The 12,319-nt window shown below is 66.9% G+C and carries 9 protein-coding genes; 7 read left to right on the forward strand and 2 right to left on the reverse strand.

Annotated elements, in window-relative coordinates:
- The first annotated feature begins 1,116 nt into the window (after window positions 1-1,116).
- From PSQ40_RS13420 to PSQ40_RS13440, 5 genes are all read left to right on the forward strand, one after another.
- The gene (locus PSQ40_RS13420) at window positions 1,117-1,971 is read left to right on the forward strand and encodes a 3',5'-nucleoside bisphosphate phosphatase (protein WP_273952050.1); all 855 of its coding nucleotides are present in this window, start codon (window positions 1,117-1,119) and stop codon (window positions 1,969-1,971) included.
- A 7-nt stretch (window positions 1,972-1,978) separates the two neighbouring features.
- Entirely contained in the window at window positions 1,979-2,905 is a 927-nt protein-coding gene (locus PSQ40_RS13425; RefSeq protein WP_273952051.1) for a DMT family transporter, read from the forward strand.
- A gap of 5 nt (window positions 2,906-2,910) precedes the next feature.
- Window positions 2,911-3,546 (forward strand): L-threonylcarbamoyladenylate synthase, encoded by a 636-nt coding sequence (locus PSQ40_RS13430; RefSeq protein ID WP_273952052.1) that lies wholly within the window; start codon window positions 2,911-2,913, stop codon window positions 3,544-3,546.
- 55 nt (window positions 3,547-3,601) lie between these two features.
- Window positions 3,602-4,276: a site-2 protease family protein gene (locus tag PSQ40_RS13435; protein ID WP_273952053.1), complete on the forward strand. Its 675-nt coding sequence runs from the start codon at window positions 3,602-3,604 to the stop codon at window positions 4,274-4,276.
- A gap of 63 nt (window positions 4,277-4,339) precedes the next feature.
- A complete protein-coding gene (locus PSQ40_RS13440) occupies window positions 4,340-5,638 on the forward strand; it encodes a tryptophan--tRNA ligase (protein ID WP_273952054.1) in 1,299 nt (432 codons plus the stop codon).
- Window positions 5,639-5,747: 109 nt separating this feature from the next.
- On the opposite strand, the gene PSQ40_RS13445 is transcribed toward PSQ40_RS13440, so the two are convergent.
- The gene (locus tag PSQ40_RS13445; protein ID WP_337961833.1) at window positions 5,748-6,854 is read right to left on the reverse strand and encodes a methyl-accepting chemotaxis protein; all 1,107 of its coding nucleotides are present in this window, start codon (window positions 6,852-6,854) and stop codon (window positions 5,748-5,750) included.
- An 829-nt stretch (window positions 6,855-7,683) separates the two neighbouring features.
- Here PSQ40_RS13445 and PSQ40_RS13450 point away from each other — a divergent pair.
- Both PSQ40_RS13450 and PSQ40_RS13455 read left to right on the forward strand, forming a co-directional pair.
- Window positions 7,684-8,517 carry a shikimate dehydrogenase family protein gene (locus tag PSQ40_RS13450; RefSeq protein ID WP_273952056.1) on the forward strand — a complete coding sequence of 278 codons (834 nt, stop codon included), beginning with the start codon at window positions 7,684-7,686 and terminating at the stop codon, window positions 8,515-8,517.
- Between the two features lie 31 nt (window positions 8,518-8,548).
- Window positions 8,549-10,468: a bifunctional sugar phosphate isomerase/epimerase/4-hydroxyphenylpyruvate dioxygenase family protein gene (locus tag PSQ40_RS13455; protein ID WP_273952057.1), complete on the forward strand. Its 1,920-nt coding sequence runs from the start codon at window positions 8,549-8,551 to the stop codon at window positions 10,466-10,468.
- 115 nt (window positions 10,469-10,583) lie between these two features.
- On the opposite strand, the gene PSQ40_RS13460 is transcribed toward PSQ40_RS13455, so the two are convergent.
- Window positions 10,584-12,317, reverse strand: coding sequence for a mechanosensitive ion channel domain-containing protein (locus PSQ40_RS13460; RefSeq protein WP_273952058.1), 1,734 nt, complete (start codon window positions 12,315-12,317; stop codon window positions 10,584-10,586).
- Window positions 12,318-12,319: the final 2 nt, after the last annotated feature.

Raw genomic sequence — 12,319 nt, forward strand, 5'->3', positions numbered from 1 at the left:
TCACTTCTATTCTCATGAGTGTTTAAAGTGCTATGCACTTAGTTCCAAAGAACTTGGCAATCGCCTTCAAACACCCACGCTTATCGGCTGTATATTTTTAATGAACCAACTACTCAACTCAGTCATTCTTTGCAGAACTTCTTCGCTTTTCGCTTTAGCGCGCTGTAATCAGCGCAGCCTTAAATTCTAGCACAGTTTTTAAGTAACTGGCAAAACTTTTTAATCTTTTTCCAACTCGCTTCAGTCAATCAAAGTCTTGCAACCCCAACCAACTCACCGCTTGTCAGTCACTGCGTTTTCAGCAGAGCCTCGAATTATATACCGCTTTTTGCAGCACAGCCAACTCGAAGAAGACTTTTTTCTCTCAGCACCTTCAGCAACCAGATCAACCCAAAGAGCCAACCCACCGCCGAACTTGCCAACCACCAGCAGCAACCGAAGCCACCGCTAGAAGGACTGTTTCATCAGTCGAGCCCGCAAGTATACACAAGATTTTGGGGCCAAGGCAAGAAAACCAAAATTCTCCAACCTGAACCCACCAAGACCCTCCAAGCCCCAGCACCAGCCCGTCACATCCCACCTGCAGGCATCGCTCGCCAGTTGGCGCTGGTCGGTCAGCGCCGCCCAGAACCTACCCCTTGATCTCCAGGGATCCGCCCAGCGCGGTTGGGGCCACCTCCTGAGCTCCTCTTATATAGAACACAGATCGCGCGACTTCAAGGCAAGGCACCAGCACCCACAACCCACCCGCACACACGCCCCACCTCACAGCACGCCAACACCCCAGTCCACCCCGCCCACAACCCGTCCAGCCCACACCGGTCTCTTCAAGGCGTCCCCCAGAGCGGCCACCGCCCTCTCTATATCTATGTACAGCGGCCGCGCCGATTCCCCTGGAACGCGTCGAGGTTGCTCGCATCAGATCCCCCCTCCCACTCGGCACGCCACTGACGACGCCCCGCCCCGCTGCACAGGGCATGGGTCGCCCCGCGGGCGCTGTGTTCGACCGGGCAAGCGCCCACACGCGGTCCCCATGAGCGTCATCAGGCAGCGCAGACGATGTCCACGCCTGCACCAGGGCCGGCACAGAAATGCACACAGGCCTAAAATGGATCGGTGACTTCAATTCTCAACGCCGACCTGCACTGCCACTCCGTCGTCTCCGACGGCACCCTCACCCCAGAAGCCCTGGCCTTACGCGCCAAGGCCAATGGCGTCGAACTGTGGGCCTTGACCGACCACGATGAAATCGGGGGGCAGTTGCGTGCGGCAGCCGCGGCCAAAGAGGTGGGCTTGCGCTACCTGACGGGCGTGGAGATCTCGGTGACCTTCGCCAACGAGACGGTGCACATCGTGGGCCTGGGGTTTGACGCCACCGATCCCCGCATCACGGAAGGCCTGCAGGCCACCCGAGGCGGGCGGGGTCAACGAGCCCAGGAGATGTCGGCCCAGCTGGCCAAGGTGGGCATCCACGGGGCCTATGAGGGCGCCTTGCGCTTTGTGGGCAACCCGGAGCTGATCTCGCGCACCCACTTTGCCCGCTTCCTGGTGGAAAGCGGTGTCTGCCGGGACACCCCTGAGGTCTTCCGCAAGTACCTGACCGATGGCAAACCCGGGTTTGTGCCGCACCGCTGGGCGTCCTTGCAGCAAGCCGTGCAGTGGATCACCGACTGTGGCGGCCTCGCCGTCATTGCGCACCCAGGGCGCTATCGCTTCACGGCCAATGAACAATACGCCTTGTTCTCTGAGTTCAAAGCCCATGGCGGGCAAGCCGTTGAGGTGGTGACGGGCAGCCACTCGCCGTCGGAGTACGTGACCTACGCCGACATGGCCAAAGAATTTGGCCTGGCTGCCTCGCGCGGCAGCGACTTCCACAGCCCCGACGAGTCGCACACTGACCTCGGTGCACTGCCTTACCTCAGTGGTGAGTTGACCCCTGTTTGGGAGTTGCTGGCCCACCGGATCCAGTGAGGCGGCCATGACCCTGGCGCCTGGACACCCGCCGAGCCGCATGCTCGGGGGCATCGGCTTGGCCATCGCCGCCACAGCCTGCTTTGCCACCCTGGACACCACCACCAAGTTCATCAGTGCCAGCGTCCCGCTGGCCATGGCCTTGTGGTGCCGTTACTTCTTTCAGTCGATCGCCACCAGCCTGGCCGTGCTCCCCAGCCGGGGCTTGAGCGTGCTGCGCACCGCCAACCCACGCTACCAATGCCTGCGTGGCGTGCTGTTGCTGATGAGCAGCATGTTCGCCTTCTTCAGCTTGCAGCACATGCCGGTGGGCGAGGTGACGGCCATTGTGATGATCTCCCCCTTGGTCATCACGGTGTTGGCCGCCACTGTGCTGCGCGAAAAGGTGTCGCTGCTGCGCTGGCTGCTGGTGCTGGTGGGTTTTGGCGGGACGATGATGATCATCCGGCCCGGCGCCAGCACCTTCAGCTGGGCCGCGCTGCTGCCGCTGGGCCTGGTGGCCAGCAACGCGGCGTTTCAGATCCTGACCAGCCGACTGGCCCGCACCGAAGACCCCGTGACCATGCATTTCTACACAGGCTGGGTGGGCACCTTGCTGTGCAGCGTGCTGCTGCCTTTTGTCTGGGTCAGTGACCTGCCCTGGACCACCTGGCTGGCCATGGGCCTGATCGGTCTGATGGGCACGGTGGGGCATTTCATGCTGATCCTGGGCTACGGCCGCACCCCGGCCGCCATCCTCACCCCCTACCTGTACGCGCAAATCGGCTTTGCCATGCTGGGCAGCTGGCTGGTGTTTTCCCACATTCCCGACGCCAATGCCCTGATCGGGATTGGCCTGATTGTCTTGTCGGGGGCGGCCGGCGCCTGGCTGACCTTGCGTGAAGGTCACATCCCGCGCCCGCAACCACCCGCCAAGCCGCCACCACAACCTTAGACCCCATGGCCCAATACTTCGAAGTCCACCCCGAGAACCCCCAGGCCCGCTTGCTCAAGCAAGCCGTCAACCTGCTGCAACAAGGTGCGGTGCTGGCCGTGCCCACGGATTCCAGCTACGCGCTGGTGTGCCACCTCGACGACCGCGATGCGGCGGATCGCCTGCGCCGAATCCGGCAAGTCGATGACAAGCACCACCTGACGCTGCTGTGCCGCGACCTCAGCGAGCTGTCCAACTACGCGAAGGTGGACAACAAGCAGTACCGCCTGCTGAAAGCGGCCACCCCAGGCGCCTACACCTTCATCCTGGAAGCCACCAAAGAGGTGCCGCGACGCGTCAGCCACCCGCAGCGCAAGACCATTGGCCTGCGGGTGCCCGACCACAAGGTGCTGCAAGCCCTGCTCGAGCTGCACGGGGCCCCCCTGCTGGCCACCACCCTGATCCCGGCGGGGGAGACCGAGCCGCTGAACGATGCGGTCGAGATCCGCCAGCGCTACGAACACCCGCTGGCGGCCGTGGTCGACGCCGGAGCCTGTCCGCTGGAGCCCACCACGGTGGTGGACCTGACGCCCATGGGCGATGGCGATGACCCCGTGGTGGTTCGCGAGGGCCGTGGCTCGGTCGCGGCCCTGGGTTTGTGACCCCACCAGGCCTGCCCTGAACCCCTGGGGCCCTGGCCTCTGAGACAATCACGCCGTGAACAACTTCTCCGACCTGATCCAGACCGTCTTGGTGTACGCGCTGCCGGTGCTGTTTGCCATCACGCTGCACGAAGCCGCCCATGGCTACGCGGCCCGCTTTTTTGGCGACAACACGGCGGCCATGCTGGGCCGCATCACCCTCAACCCGATGCGGCACATCGACCCCATGGGCACCCTGCTGATGCCCCTGCTGTTGTACTTCGCCACCTCGGGCGCGTTTTTATTCGGCTATGCCAAGCCAGTGCCGGTCAATTTTGGTCACCTGCGCAACCCCAAGCGCGACATGATCTGGGTCGCGCTGGCCGGTCCGGCAGCCAACTTTGTGCAGGCCATGGGGTGGGCTGTGCTGCTGGTGCTGCTGGCCGGCAGTGGCGTGACGGAACGCTTCTTCCTGGAGATGGCCCGCGCCGGCGTGCTGACCAACCTGGTGATGTGGGCCTTCAACCTGTTTCCGCTGCCGCCGCTGGATGGCGGCCGCATCCTGGTGGGCCTGCTGCCCCGGTCGCTGGCCTACCAGGTGTCTCGCCTCGAGCCCTGGGGCTTTTTCATTGTGATGGGTCTGGTGATTGCCGGCGTGGTCGGCTCGCTGTGGCTGCGCCCCCTGATGGGCGTGGGCTACGCCCTCATCGAAACCCTGATCGTGGGCCCCGCCTCGGCCCTCTTCCGCTGAGGCGGCCCGGCGCCGGCCTCTTTGTTCACCCCTTTGTCGACTGCCAACTGATTTGTCCCAGCCATGAGCACCAAGCGCGTCCTGACCGGCATCACCACCACCGGTACCCCCCACCTCGGCAACTATGTGGGGGCCATCCGCCCCGCAGTGGCAGCCAGCCGCAGCCCGGGCGTGGAGAGCTTCTACTTCCTGGCGGACTACCACGCGCTGATCAAGTGCGATGATCCTGCGCGCATCCAGCGCTCGACGCTGGAGATCGCGGCCACCTGGCTGGCGTCGGGCCTCGACCCCGAGCGCGTCACCTTCTACCGCCAGTCCGACATCCCCGAGATCCCGGAGCTGACCTGGCTGCTGACCTGTGTGACCGGCAAGGGCATCCTGAACCGGGCCCACGCCTACAAGGCCGCCGTGGACCGCAACGAAGCCGCCGGCAACGACCCGGACGCCGATGTCAGCGCAGGCCTGTTCATGTACCCGGTGCTGATGGGCGCGGACATCCTGATGTTCAAGGCCCATGAGGTGCCCGTGGGGCGCGACCAGATCCAGCACATCGAGATGGCGCGCGACATGGCGCAACGCTTCAACCACCTCTATGGCGAGCATTTCGTGCTGCCCGAGGCGCTGATCGAAGAGTCCGTCGCCACCCTGCCTGGCCTGGATGGCCGCAAGATGAGCAAGAGCTACGACAACACCATCCCGCTGTTCACGCCGCGCGACACCATGCGCCGCTTGATCGCGGGCATCCTGACCGACTCGCGCGCGCCCGGCGAGCCCAAGGAAGTCGAAGGCTCGGCCCTGTTCCAGATCTACCAGGGCTTTGCCAGCGCCGAGGAAACCCAGGCCCTGCGCCAAGCCTATGCCGATGGCATTGCCTGGGGCGATGCCAAGCAGGCGCTGTTCGAGCGCGTGGACCGCGAAGTGGCCCCGATGCGCGAACATTACGAGGACCTGTTGGCCCACCCGGAGCGCCTGGAAGACATCCTGCAAGCCGGCGCCACCAAAGCACGCCGCCTGGCCACGCCTTTCATCCAGGAACTGCGCCATGCCGTCGGCCTGCGCCGTCTCTCGGCGGTCGGCGGCCCGGCCGCACCGACCGCCACCGACAAGGTGGCGCTGCCCAGCTTCAAGCAGTACCGCGAAAAAGACGGCCAGTTCTACTTCAAGTTGCTGGACGCCCAGGGCAAGTTGCTGCTGCAAAGCGCAGGCTTCGAGGCCCCCAAGGCCGCAGGGCAGGCGATTGCCCAACTGAAGCAAAGCCCGGCCCAGGCACTGCAGGCCTTGCATGGTCAATGGCACTGCGCCGAGGGCGTCGAGTCCGACGCCGTGCTGGCCGCGCTGACTGCCCTGAGCCCCCAGGACTGAACCCGGCCCCAGCCCAACGGCGCCGGGGTGGCCAGCCTCAGCGGCGCCCGGGCAGGCCAGCCAAAACGGCTTCCAAGCCGACTTCTCAGACGCCGTCCGACACGACGGCTCAGCCCGCCGTCAGGGCCGCCGGGGCGGCCGCCCCCAGCGGGGGCGTTGGTGCGCCCAGCCGCTGCGGCGGGGTGTCCTCGTCATCGAGTTTGAACTCCCCCACCACCTGCTGCAACTGGCGCGCCTGGGTCGACAGCAGGCCCGCAGCCTGCTCGGCGTGTTGCACCAGGGCTGCGTTCTGCTGGGTCACGGAATCCATGTGGGCCACGGCCTGATTGACATGCTCGATGCCCTCGCTCTGCTCGTTCAGGGCGCCGGAGATGTCGGCCAGCAAGCCCGTCACCTGGTTCACCGCGCCCACGATTTCGGACATGGTCTGCCCGGCCTCGCCGACCAGGCCCGAGCCGCTTTGCACCTGCTCGACCGAGTCGCCGATCAACGACTTGATCTCCCGGGCGGCCACCGCACTGCGCTGCGCCAACGAGCGAACCTCGCTGGCCACCACCGCGAATCCGCGACCCTGTTCGCCGGCGCGGGCGGCCTCCACCGCAGCGTTGAGCGCCAGGATGTTGGTCTGGAAGGCAATGCCCTCGATGACCTGGATGATGTCGACGATCTTGCGCGAACTCGCGCTGATGGCGTCCATGGTCTGCACCACCTGGGTCACCACCTGCCCGCCCTGCTGGGCGATGCTGGACGCGTTGACCGCCAGCCCACTGGCCGAGCGTGCCCGCTCCGCGTTCTGGCGCACCGTGGCAGTCAGTTGCGCCATGCTGGCCGCGGTCTGGGCCAGCGATGACGCCTGGTCCTCGGTGCGGCGCGACAGGTCGGTGTTGCCCGAGTGGATGTCCTCGGCCGCATGGGCGATGGCATCGGTGGAGCTCTTGATCCGGCTCACCAGGTCGGTCAAGGTGTCTTCCATGGTGCCCAGCGAACCGAGCAAGCGCCCAAAATCGCCGCCCAGTTCGGTGCTGAACTCCTGGCTCAAGTCGCCCGAGGCGACGGTTTCGGCGATGAACAAGGCGTCGTTCAGCGGCTTCACGATGCTGCGGCGCAACGACACCACGGCCACCGACGCCACCACCGCGGCCAACACCCCCAGCGCCAGCATCCAGAGCCGGCTGTTTCGGATGTCCGCCGTGGCGGCGTCGACCTGCCGGTCCATGCGGCGGCGCTGCTCGTCCGCCAGTTGTTGGCCCACCTCGCGCAGGCCGTCGAGTGCGGGCAGCACGTCGCTCTGCAGCAAGCGCGCCGCCGTGTCTGCCTCGCCCTGGCCCAGGCCGCGCGCCACCTGCGGCAGGGCCTGCTGCAGCTTGGCAAAGCGTTCGGCCAGGGGCTTGGCCAGCGCCGACTCGGGCGCGGGCAGGTCCAGCGCCAGCAGTTCACGCGCCGCGTCGGCACCGCGTTGCAATTGGGTGTTCAATTGTTGGGTCGCCGCCGCCTTGTCGGCGCCGGGCTGGGCCATCAGCAGGGCCTGCCGACCGCCCGCTTCAGCGGCCTGCATCAGGGTCATGACGGCATCGCGCTCGGCCCGGTTGCTGCGCCCCAGCACGCGCTGACTCTCATCCACGTCCCCGAGCTGGCGCCAGCCCAGGGCCAGGATGGCCGCTGCCAAAACCACCACGTAGGAAAACGCCAACGCCAGGCGGGTGCTGATCTTCAAGTTGTCCAAGGACATGGAAACGGTCTCCAGAGAATCCATCGCAGCGGGCTGGCGAACACACCGAAACCCGGTCGGGCTGCCATCATAGGTTCGGAAACCACGCCGAGAATGCTGAAAAGAGAGGGTTTACGCTTGGAACCATCCCCACCCCACGGCCCCGAACGGCATGCCCCTGCAGAACTAGGGGTTTCCACCGATCCTTTGATAACGTACTAGTTCGTACATTATCGGGTAACCCCCAGGAACACCCTGGACCTGATTTCCCTTGTCACAGCCCGGTGACGGCACCCCGCCCTCAGGCGACGCCATCGGGCCATTTGAGCGCAAAGCCATGATTTCCGGCAAAACCACCCTGATCGCCCACCTGGGCTACCCCACCGAGGCCTTCAAGGCCCCCATGATCTACAACCCCTGGTTTGACCAGAAAGGCATCGATGCCGTGGTCATGCCCATGGGGGTTCAGGTGGACGACTACCCCGCCATGTTGGCCGCCCTGTCGCGCGTCACCAACCTCAAGGGGGCCCTGGTGACCATGCCCCACAAGGTCAGCACCCTGTCGCTGGCCGATGAGCTGACGCCCACGGCACGCATCGCCGGCGCCTGCAACGCCCTGCTCAAGCTGCCCGACGGCCGCTGGCGCGGGGATCAATTCGACGGCGAGGGTTTTGTGCGCGGTCTGCTGCGCAAGGGCCGGCCCCTGAAGGGGGTGCGCGTGCTGGTCACCGGCTGTGGCGGTGTCGGCTCGGCCATCGCGGCCTCGCTGGCCGCCGCCGGGGTGGGTCACATCAGCCTGTTCGACCGCCTGGCCAGCAGCGCCGAGGGCTTGGCCGACCGCCTGCAACAACACTACCCGCAACTGACGGTGCGCACCGGCTCCGACGACCCGGCCGAACACGACATCGTGGTCAACGCCACCCCCATGGGCATGAACGACAACGACCCTCTGCCCCTGGACATCGACCGCATCGCGCCCAGCACCCTGGTGGGCGAGGTGGTGATGAAAAGCGAGCACACCCCGCTGCTCAAGGCCGCTCTGGCCAAGGGCTGCGAGGTGCAGGTGGGCACCGACATGCTGTTCGAGATGATCCCGGCCTACCTCGAATTCTTTGGCTTTGGCACCGCCACCGCCGACGAACTGCGTGCCGTGTCCCAAATCCGCTACTGACCCGCCACCGAGATCCAAGAGGCCTGCCCCCATGCGTCGCTCCATTGCCACCGTCTCCATGAGCGGCACCTTGAGCCAAAAGCTCGAGGCCATTGCCGCCGCCCGTTTTGACGGTATTGAGCTGTTCGAAGCCGATTTCATCAACCACAACGGCAGTGCACGCGACCTGCGTCGCCAGGCCGAAGACCTGGGACTGGGCATCGACCTGTACCAGCCCTTCCGCGATTTCGAGGGCATGCCCGACGCCCAGTTCCAGCGCAGCCTGGACCGCGCCGAACGCAAGTTCGACGTCATGGAGGCGCTGGGCTGCCCGCTGGTGCTGGTGTGCTCCAACACCTCGCCGCTGGCCCTCAACGACCCCGAACGCGCGGCCGCCCAGTTGCATGAACTAGCCGAGCGCGCCGCCCGCCGCAACCTGCGCATCGGCTATGAGGCCCTGGCCTGGGGCCGCTGGGTCAACTTGTACCAGCAGGCCTGGCAGATCGTCGAGCGCGCCGACCACCCGCACCTGGGGCTGATCCTGGACAGCTTTCACACCCTGTCGCTGAAGGACGACCCCAGCGGCATCGCGCAAATCCCCGGTGAGCGCATCTTTTTTGTGCAGATGGCCGACGCCCCGCTGATGAGCCTGGACGTGATCCAGTGGGCCCGCCACCACCGCAACTTCCCGGGCCAGGGGCAGCTGGACGTGGAGACCTTCTTCGAGCAGGTGCTTCTGTCGGGCTACAACGGCAACCTGTCGCTGGAGATCTTCAACGACGTGTTCCGCGAAACGCCCAACCGCCGCACCGCAGTCGACGCGATGCGCTCGCTGCTGTACCTCGAAAGCCAGGTGCGCTTGCGTTTGAACCAACGCGCCCAAACGCCCGACGCCCCAGAAGGCGCGGCGGCAGCGCGCGCCCTGCAGCGCCTAGACCTGGCTATGCCCCCACCGGCTCAGGCCCTGCAGGGCTATAACTTCATCGAGTTCGGGGTCGACGAGGCGCACGGCCAGGCACTGGGCGAGACCTTCGAGGCGCTGGGCTTCGAGCACGTTGGCCACCACCGCAGCAAGGCTGTGGACCTGTACCGGCAGGGCGATATCCAGTTCGTCATCAACACCCAACCGGGCTCGGAGGCCCGGCAGCGCTTCGACGACCAAGGCCCCAATGTCTGCGCCTTTGGCCTCAACGCGGCCGACCCGGTGCAGGCCGCCAACCGCGCTGCCGCCCTGCTGTCGGCGCGCCACCATTCGCCGCTGGGCCCGCAAGAGCTGCAACTGCCCGCGATCATTGCGCCCGGTGGCGCGGTGGTGCATTTTGTGCACCAGGGCACCCCGCTGGACGCCGACTTCGAGCCTCGCACCACGGGCGCCTCGACGGCCACAGGCGCGGGCCTGACCCACATCGACCACGTTGCGCTGGCCCTGGCCCACGACCAGCTCGACACCTGGACGCTGTTCGGCAAGGCCATCCTGGGCTTGCAGGCGGGCGACAGCCAGGAGCTGGCCGACCCGTTTGGCCTGATCCGCAACTGCGCCCTCAGCACCCCCAGCCGCGAGCTGCGCCTGGTGATGAACGCCTCGACCAGCCAGCGCACCCGCACCGCGCGCCAGGTGCACACCACCGGCCACTCCGGGGGCAGCGTGCACCACCTGGCGCTGGCCACCGCGGACATCTTTGCCACCGTGCGCCGTTTGAGCGAGCGCGGGGTCAAGTGGGTGCCCATCAGCGCCAACTACTACGACGACCTGCTGGCCCGCCTCGACCTCGACGAGGCGCTGGTGCGCCAGATGCAGGCCCACCACATCGTTTGCGATGTGTCGGAGGGCGGGCGCTACCTGCACGCCTACACCGAGGCGTTTGCCGACCGCTTCTTCTTCGAGGTGGTGCAGCGCGATCACTACGACGGGTACGGCGCCGTCAACGCCGCCGTGCGCATGGCCGCGCAGACGCAGGCCCGGCCGCGCTGAGCGTGCGTCTGCGCGACCTCGGTCGCCAGTCGCAGTCGCAGTCGCAGTCGCAGTCGCAGTCGCCGGTCGCCGGTCGCCGGTCGCCCAGCCTGCCAGTCAGCGGCGGCGGTGACACTCAGGCCACACGCAGGGTGTCCTCGTCGCGCAACCAGGCCAGCCAATGGGTGGCGGTCAAGCCGGCACAGCCCGTGGCCTGGCGGCGCAGGTGCTGCAACAGGGCCGCCTGGTCCTGACCCGAGGCCTGGCGCAACAGGGCCCGCAGGGTGTCCGCCGACCAAACCAGCACGGTGCAGCCCTGGCTGACCCGGCATTCCCGCGCGCTGGGCTCCAGCCCCAGCGCATGGGCCCAGCCGACCCAGGCCCCCGGGTGCAGCACCCGGTTGCTGTGCGGCGGCGCGTGCTGCAGGAAGCGGGCCCGGGCCTCAGGCTCAGGGATCGCTTGCGCCAGGGCCTGCCACGCCAACCAGGGGTCTTCGGTCAGGGCAGCGATCGGCTCGCACAGGCTGGGGGCCACTGGCCCCAACACCTGGCGGGCCTGCGCCACCAAGGCCTGATAGACCTCGTGCTCCAGGCGACGGGAAGGGCCTGGGACGGCGGCCGGATCGGCCAGGGCCGCCAGCAGCAGGGCCAAGTCGCCACTGGCCTCGGCTTCGGCCAGAGGACGGGTTTCGCGCAAACGGCCCGCCACCAGCAGGCGCAGGCTGGGGCCCTCGCAACGCTCGTGGCGACCGTAGCGTAAGGTCTGGGCCTGGCGTTGCAGGGCCTGGCGCAGCGCCGGGCTGAGGCCGTTCAGCGCCGCCTCAAGCCCCGGCAACACCGAGGCCAGCTGAGGCGTCGCGGCGCCCCCAGCCGCCACGCCCGAGGGGCGCAGCAGCGGTCGCCCCGTGGGCAGGTCGGCCGCACCGCCAGGCCCCACTGCCACCAGCGGCGCCACACCGGCCCCGCCCCCGGCCCCGGCCGACCAGAGCCCCGGCGCCCCTTCCCAAACGGGCCAGAACGCGGGCGGCGCGGGCAGGCTCACCCCCTCGCGGGACAGGGCGTACCAAAAACGCTCCAGAAAAGCCGAGACCATGCCCGCGCGCTCCATGTAGCGCAGGGTGTAGAAGCGCGCGACATAGCGCAGCGTGCCATTGGCCGGGTCGTTGGAGACCAGCAGGACACTGGGCCCGGGCTGCTCCAGCGTGCCAGGCAGACCGCTTTGCAGCACCTGCATGGCGGTGCGCACCACCTGGCCTGGGGGGTGTTCGGTGCTGACAAAGAAGGGGAACTCATGCCGGAACGGCACCTCGGCGGCAATCACTTCCAGCGAGCGGTTGGTGAACTCGCTGTTGGGCATCACGAGGGTCGAGCCGCGCACCGTGCGCACTTTCACCGAACGCCAGGTCATCGCAACCACCTGGCCCTCCAGGTCGTCGCGGCGGATGAAATCGCCCACCTTGATGGGTTTGTCGATCTCGATCGACACCCCGGCGAACAGGTGCCCGAGGGTCGGCTGCAAGGCCAGACCGATGATGGCCGACAGCAAGGCCGAGGTGGCCAGCAAACTACCGAGGTCGCGGCCCAGGCCCCAATGCAGGAACACCACCGCCACCAGCGCGTACAGCAGGATGGTCAGCACCGACTGCAGCAACTCAGAGCCGGCCCCCGAGCGGTAGCGCAGGGTGCCGCGCAAGAGGCTGACCAGGAGGCGCTGCAAGACCTGCGCCACGGCCAACGCGCTCAAGCCCAGCGCCAAAGGGGTGAGCCACTGGCCGTGGGCAGCCCACAGGCTGAAACCAGGTTCGCTGCTCAGCGTGACCTGCAGCAGCCAGGCCAGCGCGGCCAGCGCCAGGGTGATGAGGGGCCACATGG

Origin of the sequence: Curvibacter cyanobacteriorum (genome assembly GCF_028649475.1) — a bacterium.
Lineage (GTDB): Bacteria > Pseudomonadota > Gammaproteobacteria > Burkholderiales > Burkholderiaceae_C > Curvibacter > Curvibacter cyanobacteriorum.

Excerpts from the sequence above, each read along its gene's own strand:
- PSQ40_RS13425 (WP_273952051.1), top strand. The coding sequence starts at position 1,979 with ATGACCCTGGCGCCTGGACACCCGCCGAGCCGCATGCTCGGGGGCATC.
- PSQ40_RS13430 (WP_273952052.1), top strand. The coding sequence starts at position 2,911 with ATGGCCCAATACTTCGAAGTCCACCCCGAGAACCCCCAGGCCCGCTTG.
- PSQ40_RS13450 (WP_273952056.1), top strand. The coding sequence starts at position 7,684 with ATGATTTCCGGCAAAACCACCCTGATCGCCCACCTGGGCTACCCCACC.
- PSQ40_RS13455 (WP_273952057.1), top strand. The coding sequence starts at position 8,549 with ATGCGTCGCTCCATTGCCACCGTCTCCATGAGCGGCACCTTGAGCCAA.
- PSQ40_RS13445 (WP_337961833.1), bottom strand. The coding sequence starts at position 6,854 with ATGGACCGGCAGGTCGACGCCGCCACGGCGGACATCCGAAACAGCCGG.
- PSQ40_RS13440 (WP_273952054.1), top strand. The coding sequence starts at position 4,340 with ATGAGCACCAAGCGCGTCCTGACCGGCATCACCACCACCGGTACCCCC.
- PSQ40_RS13460 (WP_273952058.1), bottom strand. The coding sequence starts at position 12,317 with ATGTGGCCCCTCATCACCCTGGCGCTGGCCGCGCTGGCCTGGCTGCTG.